The 23,774-nt window shown below is 62.8% G+C and carries 20 protein-coding genes; 8 read left to right on the top strand and 12 right to left on the bottom strand.

The genetic code is table 11. The features are described from left to right. Nucleotides 1–4 precede the first annotated feature (4 nt). Genes AACY42_RS03855 through AACY42_RS03810 form a run of 10 tightly spaced genes read right to left on the bottom strand, consistent with a single transcriptional unit; the run spans nucleotide 5 to nucleotide 10,153 of the window. Nucleotides 5–664, bottom strand: a complete 660-nt coding sequence (locus AACY42_RS03855; RefSeq protein WP_339476679.1) for an EscR/YscR/HrcR family type III secretion system export apparatus protein — start codon at nucleotides 662–664, stop codon at nucleotides 5–7. Then, on the bottom strand, nucleotides 657–1,583 hold the full coding sequence (locus AACY42_RS03850) for a FliM/FliN family flagellar motor switch protein (RefSeq protein WP_339476677.1): 927 nt from the start codon (nucleotides 1,581–1,583) through the stop codon (nucleotides 657–659). The genes AACY42_RS03855 and AACY42_RS03850 overlap by 8 nt, the downstream gene beginning before the upstream one ends. Further along, complete coding sequence (locus tag AACY42_RS03845; protein ID WP_339476675.1) at nucleotides 1,580–2,443, bottom strand: SpaN/EivJ family type III secretion system needle length determinant; 864 nt, start codon at nucleotides 2,441–2,443, stop codon at nucleotides 1,580–1,582. The genes AACY42_RS03850 and AACY42_RS03845 overlap by 4 nt, the downstream gene beginning before the upstream one ends. After that, nucleotides 2,440–2,895 (bottom strand): type III secretion protein, encoded by a 456-nt coding sequence (locus AACY42_RS03840; protein ID WP_339476673.1) that lies wholly within the window; start codon nucleotides 2,893–2,895, stop codon nucleotides 2,440–2,442. The genes AACY42_RS03845 and AACY42_RS03840 overlap by 4 nt, the downstream gene beginning before the upstream one ends. Next, on the bottom strand, nucleotides 2,879–4,165 hold the full coding sequence (gene sctN, locus AACY42_RS03835; protein WP_339476671.1) for a type III secretion system ATPase SctN: 1,287 nt from the start codon (nucleotides 4,163–4,165) through the stop codon (nucleotides 2,879–2,881). Before sctN ends, AACY42_RS03840 begins: the two co-directional genes overlap by 17 nt. Continuing rightward, on the bottom strand, nucleotides 4,162–4,569 hold the full coding sequence (locus AACY42_RS03830) for an InvB/SpaK family type III secretion system chaperone (RefSeq protein ID WP_339476668.1): 408 nt from the start codon (nucleotides 4,567–4,569) through the stop codon (nucleotides 4,162–4,164). The genes sctN and AACY42_RS03830 overlap by 4 nt, the downstream gene beginning before the upstream one ends. 14 nt (nucleotides 4,570–4,583) lie before the next feature. Next, nucleotides 4,584–6,635, bottom strand: coding sequence for an EscV/YscV/HrcV family type III secretion system export apparatus protein (locus AACY42_RS03825; RefSeq protein ID WP_339476665.1), 2,052 nt, complete (start codon nucleotides 6,633–6,635; stop codon nucleotides 4,584–4,586). Nucleotides 6,636–6,658: 23 nt separating this feature from the next. Beyond that, nucleotides 6,659–7,765 (bottom strand): type III secretion system gatekeeper subunit SctW, encoded by a 1,107-nt coding sequence (sctW, locus tag AACY42_RS03820; RefSeq protein WP_339476662.1) that lies wholly within the window; start codon nucleotides 7,763–7,765, stop codon nucleotides 6,659–6,661. Continuing rightward, the gene (sctC, locus tag AACY42_RS03815; RefSeq protein WP_339476659.1) at nucleotides 7,762–9,357 is read right to left on the bottom strand and encodes a type III secretion system outer membrane ring subunit SctC; all 1,596 of its coding nucleotides are present in this window, start codon (nucleotides 9,355–9,357) and stop codon (nucleotides 7,762–7,764) included. The genes sctW and sctC overlap by 4 nt, the downstream gene beginning before the upstream one ends. A gap of 58 nt (nucleotides 9,358–9,415) precedes the next feature. Beyond that, entirely contained in the window at nucleotides 9,416–10,153 is a 738-nt protein-coding gene (locus tag AACY42_RS03810) for a helix-turn-helix domain-containing protein (RefSeq protein ID WP_339476657.1), read from the bottom strand. Between the two features lie 179 nt (nucleotides 10,154–10,332). On the opposite strand from AACY42_RS03810, the gene AACY42_RS03805 reads away from it, so the two are divergent. The 8 genes from AACY42_RS03805 (at nucleotide 10,333) to cobA (ending at nucleotide 22,107) form a co-directional block, all read left to right on the top strand. Then, complete coding sequence (locus AACY42_RS03805) at nucleotides 10,333–11,544, top strand: CmpA/NrtA family ABC transporter substrate-binding protein (protein ID WP_339476655.1); 1,212 nt, start codon at nucleotides 10,333–10,335, stop codon at nucleotides 11,542–11,544. Between the two features lie 14 nt (nucleotides 11,545–11,558). Beyond that, nucleotides 11,559–12,134: an ANTAR domain-containing response regulator gene (locus AACY42_RS03800; RefSeq protein WP_003199539.1), complete on the top strand. Its 576-nt coding sequence runs from the start codon at nucleotides 11,559–11,561 to the stop codon at nucleotides 12,132–12,134. A 471-nt stretch (nucleotides 12,135–12,605) separates the two neighbouring features. Beyond that, nucleotides 12,606–13,817: a nitrate/nitrite transporter gene (locus tag AACY42_RS03795; protein WP_339476653.1), complete on the top strand. Its 1,212-nt coding sequence runs from the start codon at nucleotides 12,606–12,608 to the stop codon at nucleotides 13,815–13,817. A gap of 9 nt (nucleotides 13,818–13,826) precedes the next feature. Beyond that, the gene (locus AACY42_RS03790; protein WP_339476651.1) at nucleotides 13,827–15,497 is read left to right on the top strand and encodes a bifunctional protein-serine/threonine kinase/phosphatase; all 1,671 of its coding nucleotides are present in this window, start codon (nucleotides 13,827–13,829) and stop codon (nucleotides 15,495–15,497) included. Between the two features lie 358 nt (nucleotides 15,498–15,855). Then, nucleotides 15,856–18,309 (top strand): nitrite reductase large subunit NirB, encoded by a 2,454-nt coding sequence (gene nirB, locus AACY42_RS03785; RefSeq protein WP_339476648.1) that lies wholly within the window; start codon nucleotides 15,856–15,858, stop codon nucleotides 18,307–18,309. After that, a complete protein-coding gene (gene nirD / locus AACY42_RS03780) occupies nucleotides 18,306–18,623 on the top strand; it encodes a nitrite reductase small subunit NirD (protein ID WP_339476646.1) in 318 nt (105 codons plus the stop codon). The genes nirB and nirD overlap by 4 nt, the downstream gene beginning before the upstream one ends. Then, entirely contained in the window at nucleotides 18,623–21,340 is a 2,718-nt protein-coding gene (locus AACY42_RS03775) for a nitrate reductase (RefSeq protein WP_339476643.1), read from the top strand. The genes nirD and AACY42_RS03775 overlap by 1 nt, the downstream gene beginning before the upstream one ends. A gap of 11 nt (nucleotides 21,341–21,351) precedes the next feature. Next, the gene (gene cobA, locus AACY42_RS03770; RefSeq protein ID WP_339476641.1) at nucleotides 21,352–22,107 is read left to right on the top strand and encodes a uroporphyrinogen-III C-methyltransferase; all 756 of its coding nucleotides are present in this window, start codon (nucleotides 21,352–21,354) and stop codon (nucleotides 22,105–22,107) included. A gap of 123 nt (nucleotides 22,108–22,230) precedes the next feature. Here the strand turns inward: cobA and AACY42_RS03765 are convergent, their stop codons facing one another. Then, complete coding sequence (locus tag AACY42_RS03765) at nucleotides 22,231–22,398, bottom strand: nucleoid-structuring protein H-NS (RefSeq protein ID WP_339477076.1); 168 nt, start codon at nucleotides 22,396–22,398, stop codon at nucleotides 22,231–22,233. A 269-nt stretch (nucleotides 22,399–22,667) separates the two neighbouring features. Beyond that, complete coding sequence (locus AACY42_RS03760; protein WP_339476639.1) at nucleotides 22,668–23,702, bottom strand: OmpA family protein; 1,035 nt, start codon at nucleotides 23,700–23,702, stop codon at nucleotides 22,668–22,670. Nucleotides 23,703–23,774 lie beyond the last annotated feature (72 nt).

Genomic DNA, 23,774 nt, shown 5'->3' with positions numbered 1-23,774 from the left:
GCACCTACGCCAGCAAGGTCAGGTATTGCTTGACCAGCCCGGTCGACAGCAACGCCCAGCCGTCCAGTGCGACAAACAACACCAGTTTGATCGGCACCGATATGATCACTGGACTCATCATCATCATGCCCAGCGCCAGCAGGATGCTGGAGATCACCAGGTCGACGATTACAAAGGGCAAGTACAGGTAGAAGCCGATCTTGAAGGCACTCTTGATTTCACTCAGCGCATAGGCCGGCAGCAGCGAAAACAGCGAAGGCTCGACCTCGTCATCGACAGGCAGGCCTGGGTCGGCTTCATCCTGGATTGCCTGGGCCCGCTCGAAAAACTGCGCCAGCTCCGGGTCGGTGTATCTGCGCAGGTAATCCTTGTAGCTGCCCAGACCGTTCTCGGCAAAATCCACCACCGAGGCGATGTCGGTAAAGGCCACCGCCTCGGTCTTGTAGTAGTCATGGCCCTGCTTCATCACCGGCGTCATGACGAAAATCGCCAGCATCAGGGCAATCGCATTGAGCGCCATGTTCGACGGCACCTGCTGCAGGCCCAGCGCGTTGCGCACGATGACGAAGACGATGGAAAACTTGATGTAGCAGGTGCCCGCCGCCACCAGGAACGGCAGCAGCGAAGCGAACGCCAGCAGTGCGATCAGCGAAACGTCATTCATCGTCGCGGGCCCGATAGACCTGGAGCAGTTCGACGCCCAACTGGCCGTCCAACTGCACCAGTTCCCCCAGGGCCACCGGCTTGCCGTTGGCGCGTACCTCGATGTGCCGTGCCGCGTCCTCGGCCAACGGGATCAGTTGCCCCTCGATGATGCGCGACAGCGTCGCCAAGTCGGTTTCATGGGGCGCAAGCAGGAACTCCAGGCGCACCGGGAGCGCTCCCAAGTCGACCTTTGCGTCGGCATCCGGCGGGTTATCCGGATTGGCATCGGTCACGGTCGGCTGCATCTGTAGGCCCTCCTGGGTAAAAGTGAAAGTGCCAAGGCAACGGCCAGCCAAACAGCACCGCTGAGTGCGCTGGACGATGCGCAATACATCGCCCTTATGCAGGCGGAGCCGGCCGGTTTGACTCACCTGGCTGACGCCGAGGATCAGTTCCAGGCGCAACGGCAATTCGTCCAACCACGACCCAACGCCCAAGCGCTCGCTCACAGCGGGGGGCGCCGTGGGCAATTGCAGCAACCACATGCGGCCCCGAGGGGTTTGCAGCCATGGCAACTGGCAGGTGGGCAATCGCGCCGAGACGACGCACTCGATATCGGACAGTGCCCGGTCGTGCAGTTCGCCCAGCTCCAACAGCAGAGGGCGCGGCGCGGCGCGAAACAATCCGAGGACATTCGCCAACGAGGTTTCCAGCTTCAACATGGACTGCAATTGTGGAAACACTCGATACAGCCAGTCTTGGGCCGCGATCAGCCCTTGCCAGTCGCCGCCGTCGCCCTGGGCGCGAAAGCGTAAGTAGTCACAGTGCCCGGGCACCCGACCCAAGCCCGCCTCACGACTGGCACGCCGCCAGCGCTGAATCGCCTGGGCCTGGGCATGGGCCAAAGGCTCGACCCGGCGTAGCTGCAACGCGCTCATGCCGGCCGCTCAGTCTGTTCGTCCGGTTCCTCATCCGGCGCCTGATGCGAATCCTGGCGCGGCTGCTCGCCGCCACTGTCGGACAACTGCCAGGCCGGTTCCCGGGCGAGCTCGAAAGGCGCCTTGAGTTGTTCGAACACCAAGGCATTGCTGGGGTTGAGCGTCAGGCTCCGGGTGAATTCTTCGGCCCCCCGCGTAATCGTGATCTGCCCACTGGCCGCGCCTTTATTGAACGGTACTTGCAGCACGCCCCGGCCCGTGTCCGGCAGCGTCTCGACCGTGACCTCAAGCACAGGCGGCAGTACCGGTGAAGGGAGGGCCGCTGGCGCAACGGCCGGCATCTGGCGCGCGCCTTGAACGCTCAACGGCGCCTGGGGCAGCGGTTGTTCATCTAGACGGGGGGCGGTGAAAGGCTCCACCTCCGGCGGCTCGACTGGCGTCGGCCCCATGGTTTTATCGATGCCCGAAACCACAGGTTCCAGGCGTTGCGGCAACGAGTGCTGTGCCAATTTTCCGAGCTGCGGGTGAAGCGGTGGAAAAGCCACGGTTTCACGGGCCGCCAAGCGTTTTCCATCGGACTCAACCGCCAGCGTCTCCTGGACAACCGACCGTGCCTCATCGCCCTCAACCGCCAGCACGCCCTGACCGACACTCAGCGCCTGCCGGGCCAGCGCCCGGGCGGCTTCGCTCATGGGTCGCTGAGGAGGCAGGATCAGCGACGCCATCAGCTGCAATACGCCTTGCGGTAGTTCATCCTCTTGCACCGGGACAAGTGGGTCCAGCCATTGATCCAGCGAACCTTCGTCGACGGGTTCCAGTGCCTGGACCGGTCGGGGGGAAACTGCATGGACCGGATTCATCGTCGTACCCCAATCATCTCTTCCAGCTCCCGCTCTTCCCGGCGCACCGCCTCTAACCGTTGCACACGCAACAGCTGCTGGACGGAGCGCTCATACGTGTCGTGTTTACGCCGCAGCCCAAGCAATTGCTCGCGCTGCACCTGCAACTGCTGCTCGACCTGCCGACGTTGCTGATCCACCCGGTCACGCTCGACTCGCAGCAGATCGATGCGCCGACGGATAACCGCCTGGGTTCGCAACAGCGCCAACAACTGGCCGTGATCCAGCACACAGTCATTCGCCCGATAGCTGATCAACAAACGTTGCAACGCAGTCTCTTGCTCCTCGAAGCCAGACTGTTCCTGGAGCAGCGGCTCCAATTGGCGCTGGACACGCAACACCGCCTGTTCGCCGCGTTGCCGACGAAACTGACTGAAGGCCAGCAGACGCCGTCGCTCAAGCAATGATTTCATGCAGGCTCCGTAAAGTTTCATCCGCTTCGCTACGTTGATCCGTTGGCTGGCGCAACCATTGGTCGAGGGCATCGCGACGTTGCAGCGCGCGGTCATTGGCGGCGTCCGCGCCTGGGCTGTATTCGCCCATGTCGAGAAACACCTGCAATTGTTCAATCCGCGCCAGGGTGTCGCGGGTCGCGGCCGCCAGTTGCCGAACCTCGGGCGAGGTGACTTGCGTCGCCACCCGGCTGACGCTGCGCAAGACATCGATGGCCGGGTAATGCCCCTTGGCGGCCAGGGCCCGGCTGAGATAGACGTGGCCGTCGAGAATGGAGCGAATCTCCTCGGCGATCGGGTCCGGCTCGTCGTCACTTTCCAGCAGCACCGTGTACCAGGCCGTGATACTGCCCGACGCGGTCACGCCCGGACGTTCGAGCAAGCGCGGCAAGGCATCGAACACCGAGGCCGGATAGCCGCGCCGCGCCGGTGCTTCACCGGCCGCCAAGGCCAGGTCGCGGCGAGCGCGGGCGTAGCGCGTCAAGGAGTCCAGCAACAACACCACGCGCCGGCCCTGGTCGCGAAAGTACTCGGCGATGGTGGTGGCCTGCAGCGCCGAGTTGCAGCGATCCACCGAGGAAAAATCCGACGTGGCGTACACCACCACGCACCGGGAACGCTTGGGCGACTGGCGCAGATGCTCGATGAATTCGGTCACTTCGCGCCCGCGCTCGCCAATCAGGCCAATGACAAAAACCTCCGCGTCCGTGTGTTCGATCAGCATGTTGATCAAGGTAGTCTTGCCGGAACCGGCGGCGGCAAAAATGCCGATGCGCTGGCCAACGCCGCAGGTCAGCAAACCATCGATGGCCCGAATGCCGGTGCGCAACGGCTCCACCACCGGCCGCCGCTGCTGGTACGACGGCGGGTCGGCATCCACCGCGCAGTCGCGCTGGGCGACCGCCGTCGACGGCGCCAGGCGCTCGACGATCACGCCCTGGGGATCGACCACACTGCCGAGCAAGGCGTCGCTGCAGGTCAGTTGCAGGGTCGAGCCGGTGGGCACGATCATCGACTCCCGGGACAAGCCTTTCGCCTCGCCCAGCAAACTGAGCAGCACCGCGCCGGGCTTGAAGCCGATGACCTGCGCCCGGGCGGCGACCTGGGGCGAACGCCAATGCCGGCGCACCTCACAGATTTCGCCAACCACCACCTCGCTCAGTGCGGCTTCGATCAAGGGGCCGCTCAAACGCAAGGGATGAGCCGCCAGTCGTTCCAGACGCAGGCTCATCGACGCAGGATATCCAGCAGTGCTTCCAGAGCCTGCACAAAGGAATCCAGCGCTTGGGCCATACGCTCGGCATCGCTCAAGGCATAGGCACTGGCCATCAAACGCAACTCCAGCCGCCCCTCGACTTCGCAAAAGTGCAGTTGCCCGGTGCGGGAAAACGGGTTGCCTTCGAGCAGCAACTGCATCAGGTCAAAAGCACAATAGTTCAATGTCCGGGGCGTCGCTTCGGCAACCACCGTCCAGATCCACACATCGCCGTCCACCTCAGCCACATTGATATCCGGCAGATTCTTCATCTGCATTTCTATCGTGCTGTGACTGTCGAAATGCCCTATCTGACTGTCCACGCAGCCGCTGTGCCGTAGCGCTTGGCGTAAGAGTTCGGCGATATCCGTTGGTACCATTTGCAGGATTTCCTTCAAAGCGTCTTGATGACATTGACCGAGACCGTCTCGGAGACTTCACCGAACGACATCACGTCCAGCTCGCGGAAACGTCCCTCGACCAGTTTCTTGATGTAGCGCCGCACATCGACCGAACACAGCAGCACCATGTCCTTGTGGGCGATGTGCACGCTGTCCAGGCCGACACCGAGGCGGTCAATCAGCTCTTCCGACTCGGCCGGTTCCAGGTTGAGGAAACTGCCGCCAGAGGTTTGCCGGATGCCCCGGCGCACCACGTCTTCGAACTCCGCCGACAACAGCAGCACGCGCAGATCGTTGCCCTGGGCAAACTTGTTGCTGATGTAGCGGGCCATCGCACCGCGAACGTGCTCGACCAGCGCCAGCACATCCTTTTCCCGGGTGGCCCAATGGGCGAGGGTTTCAAGAATCAGCTTCATGTTGCGCACGGAGATGCGCTCGCCGATCAAGCGCTGCAGCACCTCGGCGATCTTCTGCACCGTGACGTGGCGATACACTTCCTTGAGCAGGTCCGGGTAGCGCGCCTCCGTTTCGTCGAGCAACTGCTTGGTTTCCTGCACGCCGAAAAACTCCTGGATGTTGCGCGCCAGCAGCGTGACCAGGCAGCGATAGCATTCTTCGTCGGCAGGCCGCAGGTGATAACCCAGCTGCTGCACCCGTTCCCGGTCGGCAGCGCTGACCCAGACGCCGCCCAGGCGATTGCTGTCGTTGCCACGCACCAGGGCGAAGCCCAATGGCTCCAACTCAGGCGAATAATCCAGCAGGCGCCAGTGATCGAAATGAATATCGAACTGCTCGGCGCGCACTTCATTGATCAGCACCGCCACTTGATGGACCGGCAGCGCATCGCTGGCCCGCAACCGCGGTTCGGGAATGCGCAGCCCGTAATCGACGAAGAACTGGCTACGAAAGCGCGCCGCCCAACGCTCCTTCTCCAACGCTTGCAGGCGCGCTGGGGGCACCAGCAGCATCAGGGCGATGGTTTCGGTGGCAACGTTGTCGACGTCATCGAGCAATCCCGACTCGCCCTGCCCCGCGCCTGGCTCGGCAGGTTCGCTGCGGCTTTCGCCCGGGCTGGCCTGGCGCAAGGACTTGCGATGGCGCACAAACACCACCAGCCCCAGCACACTGGCAATCGAGAGGAACGTCAGCAGCGGAAAACCGGGCAACATGCCCACGCCCACAGCCAGCAATGCGGTGACACCGAGCACGAACGGATTGCCCAGCATCTGGGTGAGCATGTTGCGGCCCAGGTTGCTGTCATCGCCGTTGACCCGGGTGACGATGAAGCCGGCACCGATGGCGATCAGCAGCGCGGGGATCTGCGCGACCAGGCCATCGCCAATGGTCAACAAGGTGTAGGTGGACAAGGCCGTGGACATGTCCATGCCCAGCTGCCCGACGCCGATGGCCATGCCGCCGATGAAGTTGACGAAGATAATGATGATGCCGGCGATGGCATCGCCCTTGATGAATTTCATCGCGCCGTCGAAAGAACCGTACAACTGGCTTTCACGCTCCAGCACGCTGCGTTTTTCGCGGGCCTGGGCCGCATCGATGGCGCCGGCCTTGAGGTCGCCGTCGATGCTCATCTGCTTGCCGGGCATGCCGTCCAGCGAGAAGCGCGCCGCCACTTCGGCGACCCGCTCCGAGCCTTTGGTGATCACGATGAACTGGACAATGGTGACGATGGAAAAAATGACGAAACCCACCACCAGGCTTTCGCCGATCACGAAGTCACCGAACGATGCGATGATCTCGCCGGCATCAGCCTGGCTGAGAATCAGCCGGCTGGTGCTGATCGACAGCGCCAGGCGGAACAAGGTCGTCAACAGCAGCAGCGCCGGGAACGTCGAGTAGCTGAGGATACGTTCGATGTAGAACGAGCCCATGAACACCAGCAACGAGATGACGATGTTCAAGCCGATGAGAAAATCCACCAGCACCGTCGGCAGGGGAATGATCAGCATGGCGATGATCATCACCATCAAGGTGAGGATCAGCAGCTCCGGGCGCGCGCTGACATTGCGCAAGAACATATTGAGCATTCAGGCTTGGCTCCAGGACAAGATCATGGACGGCCACCGGGCAGCCGCTGTTCGACGCATTCGTGGGCATAGGCAACGTCGGCCAGGCGGGAGAACTGGAGAGCCAGGCGCTGTGGCGCCTCTTCATCGGCAAACAGTTGCAGCGGCAATTGCAGGCTGAGCCGACGCACGGCCTGTAACACTGTCGAACGCTCCCGGTGGGCACTGAGCAACACACCTTCTCCCAACGCCCCAAGCAACAACTGGTCGAGGTCATCGGGATAGGTCAACACGCCGAACAGGAACACCAGCCAATCGGCCTCATGGGGGTTGTGCCGACAGAGCAGTGCATCGCCGAGCACGGCGCCGATAAACAGCGCATCGGCCGAGCGCAGGCGCTTGAGGTCGGTGACCCGGCTCAACAATTGGCCGAACTCGACGCGCGAGCAACTGGGGTCCTGGGCGCCGATATCGGTGAGCAGCGCCGCTTCGATAAAGGCCAGCACATTCGTGCGCTGTGCCGGACCGTACAGGGCAATCCAGTCCTGGTAGCAACTGAGCGAGCCTTCGTCGGACTCGAGGAAATCCCGGTAGGTCTCGCGCAGCAGACCGGCCCGCACCGCCATGCTCCTGCCGAACAACCTGGCCTTGAGCGCCGCGTTGATCCCGGCGTTCATGCGCTTGGGCGAGCCTTGGGCGACCACCGTCTGCAAGAGCGTTTCGAGGCGTTGGCGGGTACGGGTTTCCAGGTTCCGGCGGCGCAACAGCGCCCGCAGCACCAGCGCCAGGTCGCTGTCATCGGGGAACAGGCTTCGTGCCATCTGCAGCAACCAGGCCACGGGTTTGTCTGCCAGCCGCGCCAGGCTCAACACTTGCCGCGCCTTGGGCACGGTGTCGTCCTCGAGTACGCGTTCGAAGGTGTCGGTCAGTGTCTCGGACTTGAGCTCGAACAAGCGTCGGCCACGGAACTGCGTCAGCGCCGCCGACAGCTCGTCGCTGATCTGCACGATGCGCTGCGCCACCGCCGCCGTTGCGCTGTCGTCCAGCGCCGCCTCGGCGTCGACTTGCGGTTGCGGATGCTCGGCGGCCTTCTCGGCATTCAACCGCGCCTGGGCGGCCCGGCCACCGCTGGAAACCGGTGGCAGGATCATTGCTCTGACATCCGGAAATACATTCGACGTACACGCTCGTGCTGCTCGGGGCTCAGCAACGGCATACCCGACTCCACGGGTTCAAGAGCGTCGCGGATCTCCTTGGGCTGGATCAAGAACACCCGCACTGTGTTCGCCGAGCGGCTCTGGCGATAGCTGAACAAGCGGCCTATCCACGGAATCGATCCCAACACCGGCACGCGTCCGATCTGCTCACCATGGTCATCACGGGTGAAGCCGCCCACCAGCAGGCTCTTGCCCTGGGGCACCCGCGCCACGGTACTGATGCGGGTACGACCGACCGTCGGCAACGCACTCTGTTGCTCACCCCGGCCGGGGTTCTCGACTTCGTTGCCGTCCTCGATGTTGAGCGACATCTCGATCTCGTCCGCCTGGGCGAAACGCGGCAGTACGCTGACCAGCGTGCCGTAGGTGATGTGCTGCAGGTCAACGCTGCGCTCCCCCACCAGCGGGGCGTAGAACGTGCGGTTGTTGTCGAAGATCGCCGGCACGTTTTCCTGCGTCAGGATGACCGGACGCGAGACCACGTTTGCACGATGGGTCCGCTCCAGCGCCATGACCTGGGTCACGAACGAGGCGCCGTCGAGGGTGGTGGCCGAACCGGCGTTGAGCGAGGCGCTGAATTGGCCGCCTGAATTCACCGCGCCTTGCCAGTTGATACCCAACTGATTGAGTTCGTCTTTGTGCAGATCGATGATCCACAACGACAACTCGACATGGCGTTTCGGCGTGTCCAGGGCATTGACCAGGTTCTCGATAAAACGCACCTGCTCGGGCAGCCCCTTGACCAACAGACTGTTGGTGTCCGGGTAGGCCACCACCCGAATGTTGCCGGCGGCCACCTCACGCGCAATGATTCGCGGTGCCGTCGGGTCCTGCTCCGAAGAGTTGTTCGCCAGGCCTTCGAGGGGAAACACCGGCATCGCGCCTCGTGGCTGCTGGGTCGAAGGTTGGGCCACCGTTGGCTCGACCTGCTGCTTCTCGCCGCGCAACAGCGCTTCGATCACGGTGGCCAGCCCGGGAATGGTCACCTTGTCGTCTCGCAGCTCATATTTACGGTCGCTGACGAAGGTGTTGCGCACATGGATGACGCCAATCTGCTGCTTGCCCAGCAACAGCTCCGAACGCTGGTTGTCCATCAACCCGGCCGCTTGCACCACCAGGTCGACATACATCGGCGGGCCCGACACATGGAAGGTCCGCAAACCGTCGTGGCGCAGCGGATAACGCGCATCGTGCAAGCCCGAACGCCCCAGGAACGCCTGGAGCTTGGCGACGGTCAGGGTCTGCAGCGACATCATCGCGCTCTTGATTTCCGAGGCGTCATACAGATAGATCGCCTGGCCGTCGCTGTACCAGATCAACCCCATCTGCACGCTGACTCGCTCGAAGGTTCGTTGCGGCGTGCTCAGGTCGAACGTACCGCCAATGCGCTTGGCCGCCGCAGCCTTGCTGACGATCACCGGCTTGCCCAATGACCCGGACAGCTCGCTGAAAAAGGTCCGCGCACTCTGTTCGCGAGCCTCGAAGGTATAGACATCGGCCCTTGCGGCACCGGATGCGAGCAGCATCACAGCGCTAAGGCAGACGAATAAAAGGGATGGGGATAACGGTTGGCGGCTCATCGGCTCACTTGCCTGGAAGGTAGGTGATATCCGCCAGGCTGCTGGGTGCGAAACCCACCAGTTCGCGGATTTCCTTGGAAAAATGTGACGACGAAGCAAAGCCGAACTCCAGCGCGACATCGGTCAACGAGCCGTCCTGAAGACTCATGTTCAACAGCGCCTGGGCCGTGCGCCAGCCACGCAAGGCCGGTTTGGCGGCACAACCCAGGGCTTGGCGACAAAGCCTGCGAAAATGCGAAACCGATACGCCGTAGCGTTGCGCCAGCGTGTTCAGTTTTTCGCTGTGGGTGCCTTGCTCCAGAAGGAAACGCACGAGCCCGTAGCTCTCGTGATGACGCAGCAGGTGGGCGACCGCGTGATAGGCCGGCGTGCCGCTCATCGCTTGGCCGATGTACCAGCGTTCGAGCCGTTGGGGCGAGCGGACGGTTTCTCCCGCCACCGGCAACAGGGCCCATGGCTCCGCGTGCAGCCGTTGTCCGGCATCCACCAGGACATCGCTCATGTCCAGGAACGCCTGCAGCTTGACCAACGTCGCTTCGCAAACCGGCGTGACATGCAACTCGCCGCCACTCAAGCGCAGCGAATCGCTCTGTACCACCAACCCCTCCCAACCGACGGGCAGGCAGTGACTGCGGCCCAACCGCGCAGCGTGTATCTGCACCGGGGCCTGGGCCACGCGCAGGTGCAGCACGCGCTCACCCAGATCGGGCAATGCCGTGGCGCGAATTGTTGTGTCCTGCATACGGTCCCCTTTGCTGCCTGGAGTTGGAAGGACCGACAGGATGAAAGACCCGATGCCTGGAATCTTGATGGAAAGGTGATGAGGGCCGGCTGGCATATGCCTTGCACCATTACTGCTCATCGGCGCCGGTGCCAAAGGCCAAATGAGTGCCAGACTGATTAAGTGGAAGGTGAAGCGCGATGAATGAAGTTCCAGCCAACCCCCTGGCTTGGGTCAACGGCAGCGATGCCCCGGAAAAGAGCGCGGTCAATCTCGGGTTCATGGCCTTGAGCGACTGTGCCCCCGTGGTGGTGGCCGCCACCCAGGGCTTCGCCCAGCCCTACGGCCTGACCCTAAACCTCAAGCGCCAAGCCTCCTGGGCCAACCTGCGCGACAAGCTGGTCAGCGGTGAAATCGATGCCGCCCACAGCCTGTATGGGCTGATCTATGCGGTGCACCTGGGCATCGGCGGGGTCGCACCGACCGACATGGCCGTGCTGATGGGGCTGAACCAGAACGGCCAGAGCATCAACCTGTCCCATGGCTTGCAGGCCCAAGGCGTGACCAGTCCTGAAGCACTGGAACGGCACGTGCACCAAACTCGCCCGAAACTGACCTTCGCCCAGACTTTCCCCACCGGCACCCACGCCATGTGGCTCTATTACTGGCTTGCCGCCCAAGGCATCCACCCGTTGTCGGACGTCGACAGCGTGGTGGTGCCGCCGCCGCAGATGATTGCGCACCTGAAAGCCGGGCGCATCGACGGTTTTTGCGTCGGCGAGCCCTGGTGCGCCAGCGCGGTGAAGCAGAACCTCGGTTTTACCCTGGCGGCCACCCAGACCATCTGGCCCGACCACCCGGAAAAAGTCCTGGGCTGCACCCGTGCGTTCGTCGAGCAATACCCCAATACCGCCCGGGCCTTGGTGATGGCGATCCTCGAAGCCAGCCGCTTCATCGAACAAAGCAGCGAAAACCGTCGCAGCACCGCACAACTGTTGACTGCACCCGAATACCTCGACGCCCCGCTGGACTGCATCGAGCCGCGCCTGCTGGGCATCTATGCCGACGGCTTGGGCAACAGTTGGCAGGATCCCCACGCCATGCGCTTTCATGGCAACGGCGAGGTGAACCTGCCGTACCTGTCCGACGGCATGTGGTTCATGACCCAGTTCCGGCGTTGGGGCCTGCTGCGCGAAGACCCGGATTACCGGGTCGTGGCCCGCGAAGTCCAGCAGCTCAAGCTGTACCGTGAAGCCTGCGCGGCGCTGGATATCGCCTCCCCGCGCCAGGACATGCGCAGCAGCCAACTGATCGACGGCACCACCTGGGACGGCTCGGATCCGGCCGGATACGCTCGCAGCTTCAAACTGCACGCCTTGAGCGATGCGGCTCCCCTTCTCGCCAGCCGCTGACAGGAGCCACGACCATGCTGCGTATCCTGCTGATCAACGACACCGCGAAAAAAGTTGGTCGCCTCAAGGCAGCCCTGATTGAAGCCGGGTTCGAAGTCATCGACGAATCCGGACTGACCATCGACCTGCCCGCGCGCGTCGAAACGGTGCGTCCGGACGTGATCCTGATCGATACCGAGTCACCCGGGCGCGATGTGATGGAGCAAGTGGTGCTGGTCAGTCGCGACCAGCCACGACCGATCGTCATGTTTACCGACGAGCACGACCCCAATGTGATGCGCCAGGCGATCAAGTCGGGCGTCAGCGCCTACATCGTCGAAGGCATCCACGCCGCGCGCCTGCAACCGATCCTCGACGTGGCCATGGCCCGCTTCGAAAGCGACCAGGCCCTGCGCGCCCAACTCCTGGCCCGAGACCAGCAACTGGCCGAACGCAAGCGCATCGAACTGGCCAAGGGCATGCTGATGAAGATGAAGGAGTGCAACGAAGAACAGGCCTACACCCTGATGCGCCGCCAGGCCATGAGCCGCCAGCAGAAACTGATCCAGGTGGCGGAGCAGATCATTGCCATGAATGAGCTGCTGGGCTGAAAGCCTTGTAGCGCCTGCCTTGCCCCCATCGCGATCAGGCTCGCTCCCACAGGTTCGGAGAACACCTCTGATCCCATCGTGGGAGCGAGCTTGCTCGCGATAGCGGTTTTGCATCCAACATCAATATCGACTGATCCACCGTCATCGCGAGCAGGCTCGCTCCCACATGGGCTCCGGGGTGAACTCCATATTAGTGACCCCCACCGATCCATTGTGGGAGCGAGCCTGCTCGCGATAGGCCTCCCCCCAATCGCCCAGGTTGGCACAGATCTCGCTTAAGCAAACCCACAGGTAACCAACGGCGGTTGCCCCACCTACGACAAAGACGTCGCACACCCTTCTTGCCTCTCTGGCGATCCGGGTTGCGGCGTTTTTTTGTTTTGGCCCTTCGGGACCGGTGGTGCGACCACAGACGGCGCACTGCTCAAAGCACTGACTCATTTCTCGAGACTTTTACAGCTGAGGTGCGCGATGAATTCAAGCTTCTGGAAATCCGGCCATACCCCGACACTGTTCGCGGCCTTCCTCTACTTCGACCTGAGCTTCATGGTCTGGTACCTGCTCGGCCCACTGGCGGTACAGATCTCTGCCGACCTGCACCTGACCACCCAGCAACGCGGCCTGATGGTCGCGACGCCGATCCTGGCCGGCGCCGTGCTGCGCCTGTTCATGGGCCTGCTGGCCGACCGGATCTCGCCAAAAACCGCCGGCATGGTGGGCCAGGTGATCGTGATCAGTGCGCTGTTTTGCGCCTGGAAACTGGGCATCCACAGCTACGAACAAGCGTTGCTGCTGGGCCTGTTCCTGGGCGTGGCCGGTGCTTCGTTCGCCGTGGCCCTGCCGCTGGCGTCCCAGTGGTATCCGCCACAGCATCAAGGCAAGGCGATGGGCATCGCCGGTGCCGGTAACTCGGGCACCGTGCTCGCGGCGCTGATAGCACCGGTCATGGCCGTGGCCTTCGGCTGGACCAATGTGTTCGGCTTCGCGCTGATCCCCCTGGTGCTGACCTTGGTGCTCTTCGCCTGGCTGGCCAAGAACGCCCCCGAGCGGCCAAAAACCAAATCCATCGCCGACTACCTCAAGGCCCTGGGCGACCGTGACAGCTGGTGGTTCATGTTCTTCTACAGCGTGACCTTCGGCGGTTTCATCGGCCTGGCCAGCGCCCTGCCCGGCTACTTCAACGACCAATACGGCCTGAGCCCGGTCACCGCCGGCTACTACACCGCCGCCTGCGTCTTCGGTGGCAGCCTGATGCGTCCATTGGGCGGCGCCCTGGCGGACCGCTTCGGCGGCATCCGCACCTTGCTGGGCATGTACACCGTAGCAGCCGTCTGCATCGCCGCAGTGGGCTTCAACCTGCCGAGCTCCTACGCAGCCCTGGCCCTGTTCGTCTGCACCATGCTCGGTTTGGGTGCAGGCAACGGCGCGGTGTTCCAACTGGTGCCACAACGCTTCCGTCGCGAGATCGGCGTAATGACCGGGCTGATCGGCATGGCCGGTGGCATCGGCGGCTTCGTCCTGGCAGCGGGCATGGGCGCGATCAAGCAGAGCACCGGCAGCTATCAACTGGCACTGTGGTTGTTCGCCAGCCTCGGTGTCCTGGCCTGGTTCGGCCTGCACGGCGTCAAGCGTCGCTGGAGAACCACCTGGGGTTCGGCAGCTGTCACCGCTGCTCGGGTATAACCTCTAACCATGAGCCTGCAACTGAGTTTCGCCGAAGCCAGTGCCATCGGCCCGCGGGAAGAAAACCAGGACGCCCTGCGCCTGGTCACCCCCGCCCCGGCCCTGGCCGCCAGCAAGGGTTACCTGTTCGCCATCGCCGACGGCGTGAGCCAATGCGCCGATGGCGGACTGGCCGCCCGTTCGACCTTGCAGGCGTTGGCCCTGGACTACTACTCCACGCCGCAAACCTGGGGCGTGGCCCAGGCGCTGGACCGGCTGTTGCTGGCCCAGAATCGCTGGCTGCAAGCCAACGGTGGCGGGCAACCGCTGCTCACCACCGTCAGCGCCCTGGTCCTGCGGGGCCGGCGCTTCACCCTCGCGCATGTCGGCGATTGCCGGGTCTACCGCTGGCATGCCGATCATCTGCAACGGGTCAGTGAAGATCACGTCTGGGAACAGCAAGGCATGCAACATGTGCTCAAGCGCGCCCTGGGGCTGGATCAACACCTGATCCTCGACTTCCTCGACGGTGAACTGCGCACCGACGAAACCTTCGTGCTGCTCAGCGACGGCGTCTGGGCGGTCCTGGGGGACACGGCCATCGCCGGCATCCTGCGCGACCAGACGGACCTGGACCTTGCGGCCCAGACCCTGGTCAACGCCGCGCACCTGGCCGGCAGCCAGGACAACGCCAGTGCCTTGCTGGTGCGGGTCGATGCCGTGGGCGAAGCCAGCATCGGTGATGCCCTGATCCAGTTGCAGCAATGGCCCCTGCCACCTGCGCTGAAACCGGGCCAGGTGTTCGAGGGCTGGCAGATTGAAAGCCTGCTCGGCCACAGCCAACAATCGTTGCTCTACCGGGTACACGATGGCCAGGGGCAGCCGTGGCTGCTAAAAACCCTGCCCGTGCATCTACGGGACGACACACGGGCCGCACAGGCCTTGCTCTCGGAAGAATGGTTTCTCAAACGCGTCGCCGGGCGGCAGTTCCCCGAGGTCCATGGCGTTCCCCAGCGCCAGCATTTGTACTACGTGATGCGGGAATATCCGGGGGCAACCCTGGCCGAGCGGTTCAACCAGGGCGGGCCACTACCTCTGGCCCAGTGGCTGGACCTGGCGCAGCGACTGGTGCGGGCGGTGGGCCTGCTGCATCGACGGCAGATCTACCACCGCGACATCAAGCCGGAAAACCTGCACTTGGGCGCCGACGGCGAATTGCGCTTGCTGGACTTTGGGCTGGCGTACTGCCCGGGCCTGTCCGAGGACCAGGCCAACGTCTTGCCCGGCACCCCCAGCTACATCGCCCCGGAAGCTTTCGGCGGCACCGCGCCAACGGCGCAACAGGATTTGTATGCCGTCGGCGTGACCTTGTACTTCCTGCTGAGCGGGCACTATCCCTACGGCGAAATCGAAGCCTTCCAACGCCCGCGCTTTGGCGTGCCAGTCAATGCCAGCCGCTATCGGCCGGACCTGCCCGAATGGCTCGGACAAAGCCTGGAACGCGCCGTCGCGGCCGATCCGGAGCAGCGTTTTGAGACGGCCGAGGAATGGTTGTTGTTGCTGGAACAGGGCGAGCGCCGCAGCTTGAGCGTCAGGCCCAGGCCGTTGCTGGAAAGGGAGCCACTGAAGGTCTGGCGGACGTTGGCGCTGGTGTCGTTGGTGGTGAATATTGTGCTGTTATTCCTGGTGTTTCATCGCTGAAATCCGGTTGCTCGCGATGGCGGCCCGCCCGCCACTACAAGGCTATCGGCTGCCACGCGCCATTACCGGGCAACACGCTTTGATTCGGTGCAATAAATCCTTCCCCGACTCGCTCAACCGGCCCGCTGTTCAATAAATCCGCACCCTCGAGACAGTTGGCACAACCACTGCATAATCCCTTTCAACAGACATAAGGCAACGCCTCCAACGATGAAGGCGGTGCTTCCCGAGAGAACGGGACCAGGACAAAGGCGTCCTCGCTAGCTTGCTAGCGGGACGCCTTTTTTTGTTTTCGTAAAAATGACCGAGCCAGTCCGATCGCTGTGATGACACGGACATGCGCTTGCGGAGAACCCTGATGAAGAAACTCAAACTGGTGATGATCGGCAACGGCATGGCCGGGGTTCGAACCCTCGAGGAACTGCTCAAGCTGAGCAACGAGCTGTACGACATCACAGTGTTCGGCGCCGAGCCCCACACCAACTACAACCGCATCCTGCTCTCGCCGGTGCTGGCCGGTGAGCAGACGTTCGAAGAGATCGTGCTCAACGACCTGAGCTGGTACCAGGACAACAACATCAAGTTGCTGCTCAACCGTAAGGTGGTGGACATCGACCGGGTCAAGCGCCGGGTCATCGCCGAAGACGGCAGCGAAGCCGAATATGACCGCCTGCTGATCGCCACCGGCTCCACACCCTTCATCCTACCGATCCCCGGCAACACCCTGGAAGGCGTGATCGGCTACCGCGACATCGCCGACACCCAGGCGATGATCAACACCGCCAAGACTCACAAGCATGCGGTGGTGATCGGCGGTGGCTTGCTCGGCCTGGAAGCAGCCAACGGCTTGAAACTGCGGGGCATGGACGTGACCGTGGTGCACCTGGGCGAATGGCTGCTGGAGCGGCAACTGGACAAAACCAGCGGCCAACTGCTGCAGGCCGCCCTGGAGAATCGTGGCCTGAAATTCCGCCTCTGCGAACAAACCCAGGCCCTGCATGACGCCGGCAATGGCCGGGTCGGCTCGGTGCAGTTCAAGAACGGCGACATTATCCCCGCCAATCTGGTGGTGATGGCCGCCGGCATCCGTCCCAACACCGAACTGGCGGAAAAATCCGGCATTCCGTGCAGCCGCGGGATCCTGGTCAACGACACGATGCAAACCTACGACCCGCGCATCTACGCCATCGGTGAATGCGCCAGCCACCGCGGCACCGCCTACGGTTTGGTGGCGCCGCTGTTCGAACAGGCCAAGGTCTGCGCCAACCACCTCGCGCAACTGGGCTTCGCCACTTACAAGGGGTCGGTCACCTCGACCAAATTGAAAGTCACCGGCATCGATTTGTTCTCCGCTGGTGACTTCATGGGTGGCGAAGGCACCGAGTCCATCACCCTTTCCGACCCGATCGGCGGCGTCTACAAAAAACTGGTGATCAAGGATGACGTGCTGGTCGGCGCCTGCCTGTACGGCGACACCGCTGACGGCGGCTGGTATTTCCGCCAGATCCGTGAAAACCACGGCATCAGCGAAATCCGCGATCACTTGATGTTCGGTGAAAACGCTTTGGGCGACGCAGGCCACCAGGGCCAGGACAAAGCCATGAGCATGGCCGACACCACCGAAGTCTGCGGCTGCAACGGCGTGTGCAAGGGCACCATCGTCAAGGCGATCCAGGAGCACGGGTTGTTCAGCGTTGATGACGTGAAAAAACACACCAAGGCCGCCAGTTCCTGCGGCTCCTGCGCCGGCCTGGTGGAGCAGATCCTGATCAACACGGTCGGCGGCGCGGCTGACGTCAAGCCGAAAAGCGAAAAAGCCATCTGCGGTTGCAGCGACCTCAACCACGGCCAGATCCGCCAGGCGATCCGCGACCAGCATTTGCTGACCATCACCGGGGCCATGAGCTACCTGAACTGGCGCACCCCCAACGGCTGCGCCACCTGCCGCCCGGCGTTGAACTACTACCTGATTTCCACCTGGCCCGGCGAAGCCCACGACGACCCACAGTCGCGCCTGATCAACGAACGCGCCCACGCCAACATCCAGAAAGACGGCACCTATTCGGTGGTCCCGCGGATGTGGGGTGGCGTGACCAACCCTTCGGAACTGCGGCGCATCGCCGACGTGGCCGACAAGTACAACGTGCCCATGGTCAAGGTCACCGGCGGTCAGCGCATCGATTTGCTGGGGATCAAGAAGCAGGACCTGCCCGGCGTGTGGAAAGACCTCGACATGCCGTCCGGCCATGCCTATGGCAAGTCCATCCGCACTGTGAAGACCTGCGTGGGCAGCGAGTTCTGTCGCTTCGGCACGCAGAACTCCACCCAATTGGGCATCGAGCTGGAGCACGACCTGTTCAACATGTGGTCGCCGCACAAAGTGAAACTGGCCGTCTCCGGTTGCCCACGCAACTGCTCGGAAGCCGGCATCAAGGACGTCGGCATTATTGGCGTCGACTCCGGCTGGGAGATGTACATCGGTGGCAACGGCGGGATCAAAACCGAGGTCGCCGAGTTTTTCGTCAAGCTCAAGACTGCCGAAGAAGTGCGTGAATACAACGGCGCCTTCCTGCAGTTGTACCGCGAGGAAGCCTTCTACCTCGAACGCACCGTGCATTACATGCAGCGGGTCGGCATGGAGCACATCAAGAAAACCGTGCTGGAAGATTCGCAACGACGCAAAGCGCTCCATGAGCGGTTGAAGTTTTCCCTGTCGCTGGAGCAAGACCCCTGGAAACAACGCCTGGAACAGCCTCAGTTGAAGAAAGAGTTTGAGGTCATCCCCGTGAAAAACCTGGAGGTGCCGGCATGAACTGGCTGGATATCTGCGCACTGGAAGACATCAATATCCTCGGTTCGCGCATCATCAATGGCCCGAAAGGCGATATCGCGGTTTTTCGTACCAGCGACGATGAAGTGTTCGCACTCGATGATCGTTGCCCGCACAAGGGTGGCCCATTGTCCCAAGGGTTGGTCTACGGCAAGCGCGTGGCCTGCCCGCTGCACAACTGGCAGATCGACCTGGAAACCGGCCAGGCCCAGGCCCCGGACGTGGGCTGCGCCCATCATCATTCGGCCCGGGTCGAGAACGGCCGGGTGCAACTGGCACTGCGGGACGCAAGCTGATGAACCGCCAGACCACTGCCTCGACCTGCTGTTATTGCGGGGTCGGTTGCGGCGTCCTGATCGAGCATGACGGCGAGCGTATCCTCGGTGTCAGCGGCGATCCTGCCCATCCGGCCAACTTTGGCAAACTGTGCAGCAAGGGCTCCACCCTGCACCTGACCGGCGACCTCGCCGCGCGCGCCCTCTACCCCGAACTGCGCCTGGGCAAAGGCCTGGCCCGGGGCCGCACAGACTGGGACAGCGCCCTGGATCACGCTACCAGTGTCTTCGCCGAGACCATCGCCGAGCACGGCCCCGACAGCGTGGCGTTCTACATCTCCGGCCAATTGCTGACCGAGGATTACTACGCCTTCAACAAGCTCGCCCGAGCATTGGTGGGCACCAACAACATCGACAGCAATTCGCGGCTGTGCATGTCCTCCGCCGTGGTGGGCTACAAGCGCAGCCTCGGCGCCGATGCTCCACCTTGCAGTTACGAAGACCTGGAGTTGAGCGACTGCGTGATGATCGTCGGCAGTAACATGGCCTACGCCCATCCCATCCTCTTTCGCCGCCTCGAAGAGGCCAAATCCCGCCGGCCGCAGATGAAAGTCATCGTCATCGACCCCCGGCGCACCGACACTTGCGACCTGGCAGACCTGCACCTGGCGATCCTGCCGGGCACCGACGTCGCCTTGTTCCATGGGATTTTGCACCTGCTGCTGTGGGAAGACTGGGTCGACCGCGACTTCATCAAGGCCCACACCGAAGGCTTGGCGGAGTTGAAGAACCTGGTGCGCGATTACACCCCGAGCATGGTCGCCCAGCTGTGCGGCATCCGTGTTGAACAACTGCATCAGTGCGCCGAATGGGTCGGCACGTCGCCGAGCTTCCTGTCGTTGTGGTGCATGGGTTTGAACCAGTCCACCGCCGGTAGCGCGAAAAACAGCGCCCTGATCAACCTGCACCTGGCCACCGGGCAGATCGGCCGGCCCGGTGCGGGACCGTTCTCGCTGACCGGTCAACCCAACGCCATGGGCGGACGGGAAACCGGCAGCCTGTCGAACCTGCTGCCGGGCCATCGCGAAGCCGCCAACCCGGAGCATCGTGCCGAAGTCGCCCACTACTGGGGCGTCGAGCAACTGCCCGCCACCACTGGCTTGAGCGCCATCGAGCTGTTCGAGCAGGTTCGCAGCGGCAAGATCAAGGCCTTGTGGGTCGCCTGCACCAACCCTGCCCAATCGATGCCGGACCAGACCGCAGTACGTGAAGCCCTGCAAACCTGCCCGTTCGTGGTGTTGCAGGAAGCTTTCCGGACCACCGAAACCGCCGCATTTGCCGACCTGCTGCTGCCAGCAGCCAGTTGGGGCGAGAAAGAAGGTTCGGTGACCAACTCTGAACGGCGCATTTCCCACGTCCGTCGGGCCATTGGCGCACCGGGTGAAGCACGGCCGGACTGGGCAATCACCGTGGATTTCGCACAACGCCTGGAAAAGCGCCTGCGCCCGGGTCAATCCAGCCTGTTCGCCTTTGAAACCCCGGCCCAGTTGTTCGATGAATACAAACAGCTGACTCGTGGCCGCGACCTGGACCTGTCCGGCATCAGTCATGCCCTGATCGACCAACTCGGCCCTCAGCAATGGCCGTTCCCGGACGGCGCCACGGTCGGGACCGCGCGCCTGTACATGGACCGGATTTTTCCTACTGACAGCGGCCGGGCGCGTTTTGTGGCCGACCCCTATCGCGCCGCCAAGGAACTGCGTGACGCCCGCTACCCATTGACCCTGAACACCGGCCGCTTACGGGACCAATGGCACGGCATGAGCCGTACCGGTACCGCCGCGCAGTTGTTTGGTCATGTGAACGAAGCGGTACTCAGCCTGCATCCCGACGAACTGCTCCGGCATCGCCTGCAAGCGGGCGACCTGGTCAACCTCAAGAGCCGTCGCGCCAGCGTGATCGTGGCCGTCGACAGCGACGACAGCGTGCGCCCCGGCCAGGCGTTCCTGCCCATGCACTGGGGCGACCGGTTCCTCAAGGGGGGGGTCAATGCCCTGACGCAACCGGCCTTCGACCCCTTGTCGAAACAGCCGGAACTCAAGCACAGCGGTGTGCGCCTGGAACCGGTGGACCTGCCTTGGCAGCTTTTCGCCTTGATTGAAGGCGATGTTCAACAGCATTTGGAGACTCTACGCCCCCTGTGCGAGAGGTTTTCCTACGTCAGCCTGAGCCTGACTGGCCGTGAGCGGCCCGCGTTGCTGATTCGCGCAGCCAGTGCCATCGCGCCCGATCCGCAACTGCTCCAGGCCATCGACGAACAATTGAGCCTGATCGAGGGTCCGGTGTTGGCTTATGACGATCCGCGTCGCTCTATCGGTAAACGGGTGCGCATCGAAAACGGCCGCATCACCGCCATTCGCCTGGCCGGCGAAACCCTGGCCCGGCACTGGCTGCAGAACCTGTGGCTGGAAGGTCGTGCCGATGAACAACTGCGGCGCTGGCTGCTGGCGCCTTTGAGCGCGCCGCCGGGCAATGTCGGCGCCGCAACGGGTGGCAGTAAAACGCTGTGCAACTGCATGAACGTGAGCCAGCGTGCGATCTGCGCCGGCATTGAGCGGGGCCTGGACTTGCAGGGGCTCAAACAGGAGTTGGGCTGTGGCACGCAATGCGGTTCCTGCGTACCGGAAATCAAGCGTCTGCTGGTTGCCACTGCGCAACCGCTGGCGGCTATCTCGTGAGGAAAAACACTATGAACGCAAAAGTCTGGCTGGTGGGCGCAGGTCCCGGTGATCCTGAATTGCTGACCCTCAAAGCCGTGCGCGTCCTGGGCGAGGCCGACGTGGTGTTGATCGATGATCTGGTCAACGCCGCGGTGCTGGAGCATTGCCCCGATGCGCGCATCATTGCCGTGGGCAAGCGCGGCGGCTGCCGCTCCACGCCCCAGGCCTTCATCCATCGCCTGATGCTGCGTTATGCCCGCCAGGGCAAATGCGTGGTGCGTCTCAAGGGCGGCGACCCCTGCATCTTCGGCCGCGGCGGTGAAGAAGCGCAGTGGCTGCGCGAGCACGGTGTCGAAGTGGAGATGGTCAATGGCATCACCGCCGGCCTCGCGGGGGCGACCCAGTGCGATATTCCACTGACCCTGCGCGGGATTGCCCGGGGCGTGACGCTGGTGACGGCCCACACCCAGGACGGCAGCAGCCTGAACTGGCAAGCCCTGGCGCAAAGCGGAACCACCCTGGTGGTGTACATGGGCGTGGCGAAGCTGAGCGAGATTCGTGAGCAATTGCTGGCCGGCGGCCTGGCGGCGGACACACCCGTGGCCATGATCGAAAACGCCTCCCTGCCCCACCAGCGTGACTGCCGCAGCGACCTGGCCTCGATGGAAGCCGATGCCAGCACCTTTCAACTCAAGAGCCCGGCGATCCTGGTGATTGGCGCAGTGGCTGGCGCGGCTGAACTCGCCGCCTCCCCGCCGGCCTGGGCCCAGGTTTCAGCCCTCTGACATACACCCCCTACCAATGTGTGCGAGTACGACTGGGAGAGACAGGTCGGCTGGAAGGCCGCCTCGCGAGCAAGCTTTGCTCCCACAGATCGGATGGGTGTACGATCGGGAGAGCCAGGTCGGCTATAAGGCCGCCTCGCGGTGGACGTTGATCTGGGGCGCCCCGTTAACCACGCTGGCCGAACGCAGGTATTGCGTAGTGGGCATCCCGGCATGGATGCCGGGATAGCCGCGCTGGGCCATGGATGGCCCTTCGCGGCGGCCCACGGAGCAATGCCTGCGTTCGGGCATGCCGAGCCTAGGCGAGGCACCGAGTGGTGGGGCAGAAGCGTTTTGCTTACTTTTGCGCTTCTCAAAAGTGAGCCGCCGTCAGGGCGGAACCCTAAGTGGCCGTTACCGCGAAAATGGATATGTACCCGGTCAACAAAACCCTGGCCGGCTGCGAGGCCGCCATCGCGAGCAAGCTCGCTCCCACAGGTTCAGTGTTCCAGCCCTGAGTCATAAATCCCAGGCAAAGAAAAGCCCGGCCTAGGCCGGGCTCTTCCAAAGCTGTGGGCTAATTACTTAGCTTGAGCTTCAACCTGCGCTTCTACGCGACGGTTAACTGCACGACCAGCTTCAGTGGCGTTGTCAGCAACTGGGCGGGATTCGCCGTAGCCAACAGACTGAACGCGGGACGATTCAACACCGTACTGGTTGGTCAGAACTTGCTTAACGGCGTTTGCACGACGCTCAGACAGCTTCTGGTTGTAAGCGTCAGGACCGACGGAGTCAGTGTGACCTTCAACAGTGGTGCTGGTGGATGGATACTGATTCATGAAGTCAGCCAGGTTCTTGATGTCGCCGTAGCTGTTTGGCTTGACAACCGACTTGTCGAAGTCGAACTTCACGTCCAGCTCAACACGTACGACTTCAGCAACAGCTGGGCAGCCATCAGCATCAACGGTTACGTTGGCTGGGGTGTCAGGGCACTTGTCGACGTTGTCGCACACGCCATCGTTGTCGCTGTCGGAGCAGACTTCAGCCGGTGCTGGAACTGGAGCAGCAGCAGGCTTGGAGCCGCCACCGAAGTTCACACCGATACCGACGCTTGGAGCCCACTCGGTGTCGCCCTGGTCGATGTTGTACTGAGCTTCAACGCCGGCACGGGCGTAGAAGTTCTCGGTGAAGTACAGCTTGGCGCCGCCACCAACGTTTGCGAAGGTGGAACGGTTGCGACCGTTGCTGCCATTCTGGTCGATGCTCTGGTCGGAGAAACCGGCAGAGACGTAAGGACGCAGCATGTCGCCTGGGTTGTTGAAGTGGTACAGGGCGTCCAGAGCAGTGTTCGCGCCTTTGACGTTGGTGCCGTCGTCAGTACGGGCGTTGTGCACTTCGTCGTAGGCCAGACGCAGTTCAACGTCGTCAGTCAGGAAGTAACCAACCGAACCGCCGAACAGGTTGCCGTTGTTCTTGAAGTTACGAGCACTGTCAAATTGTTCTTTCTTGGCAAAACCTTCGATTTCAACTGCGCCTTGGCCTTGTGCCAGAGCGCCAAACGAAGTGGCAGCAATCAAAGAACCAATGGCAAAGCCCAAGGTGTTTTTCAGTTTCATCCGTTAAATCCCCATCTGGTGATTGTGAAGCAGTCCCGCAAACCGGGGGACAACTCGGCGGCAAGTCTATCA

Source organism: Pseudomonas sp. RL_5y_Pfl2_73, from assembly GCF_963970515.1.
Taxonomy (GTDB): domain Bacteria; phylum Pseudomonadota; class Gammaproteobacteria; order Pseudomonadales; family Pseudomonadaceae; genus Aquipseudomonas.
This window is presented reverse-complemented; position numbering and strand designations above follow the sequence as displayed.

Coding starts and splice junctions, on each gene's coding strand:
- AACY42_RS03850 (WP_339476677.1), bottom strand. CDS start 1,583: ATGAGCGCGTTGCAGCTACGCCGGGTCGAGCCTTTGGCCCATGCCCAG.
- cobA (WP_339476641.1), top strand. CDS start 21,352: ATGAACGCAAAAGTCTGGCTGGTGGGCGCAGGTCCCGGTGATCCTGAA.
- AACY42_RS03855 (WP_339476679.1), bottom strand. CDS start 664: ATGAATGACGTTTCGCTGATCGCACTGCTGGCGTTCGCTTCGCTGCTG.
- AACY42_RS03805 (WP_339476655.1), top strand. CDS start 10,333: ATGAATGAAGTTCCAGCCAACCCCCTGGCTTGGGTCAACGGCAGCGAT.
- AACY42_RS03830 (WP_339476668.1), bottom strand. CDS start 4,569: ATGGTACCAACGGATATCGCCGAACTCTTACGCCAAGCGCTACGGCAC.
- AACY42_RS03810 (WP_339476657.1), bottom strand. CDS start 10,153: ATGCAGGACACAACAATTCGCGCCACGGCATTGCCCGATCTGGGTGAG.
- sctN (WP_339476671.1), bottom strand. CDS start 4,165: ATGAGCCTGCGTCTGGAACGACTGGCGGCTCATCCCTTGCGTTTGAGC.
- AACY42_RS03760 (WP_339476639.1), bottom strand. CDS start 23,702: ATGAAACTGAAAAACACCTTGGGCTTTGCCATTGGTTCTTTGATTGCT.
- AACY42_RS03840 (WP_339476673.1), bottom strand. CDS start 2,895: ATGAAATCATTGCTTGAGCGACGGCGTCTGCTGGCCTTCAGTCAGTTT.
- AACY42_RS03795 (WP_339476653.1), top strand. CDS start 12,606: ATGAATTCAAGCTTCTGGAAATCCGGCCATACCCCGACACTGTTCGCG.
- AACY42_RS03775 (WP_339476643.1), top strand. CDS start 18,623: ATGAACCGCCAGACCACTGCCTCGACCTGCTGTTATTGCGGGGTCGGT.
- AACY42_RS03800 (WP_003199539.1), top strand. CDS start 11,559: ATGCTGCGTATCCTGCTGATCAACGACACCGCGAAAAAAGTTGGTCGC.
- nirB (WP_339476648.1), top strand. CDS start 15,856: ATGAAGAAACTCAAACTGGTGATGATCGGCAACGGCATGGCCGGGGTT.
- sctC (WP_339476659.1), bottom strand. CDS start 9,357: ATGCTGCTCGCATCCGGTGCCGCAAGGGCCGATGTCTATACCTTCGAG.
- AACY42_RS03765 (WP_339477076.1), bottom strand. CDS start 22,398: ATGCCCGAACGCAGGCATTGCTCCGTGGGCCGCCGCGAAGGGCCATCC.
- sctW (WP_339476662.1), bottom strand. CDS start 7,765: ATGATCCTGCCACCGGTTTCCAGCGGTGGCCGGGCCGCCCAGGCGCGG.
- AACY42_RS03825 (WP_339476665.1), bottom strand. CDS start 6,635: ATGCTCAATATGTTCTTGCGCAATGTCAGCGCGCGCCCGGAGCTGCTG.
- AACY42_RS03845 (WP_339476675.1), bottom strand. CDS start 2,443: ATGAATCCGGTCCATGCAGTTTCCCCCCGACCGGTCCAGGCACTGGAA.
- nirD (WP_339476646.1), top strand. CDS start 18,306: ATGAACTGGCTGGATATCTGCGCACTGGAAGACATCAATATCCTCGGT.
- AACY42_RS03790 (WP_339476651.1), top strand. CDS start 13,827: ATGAGCCTGCAACTGAGTTTCGCCGAAGCCAGTGCCATCGGCCCGCGG.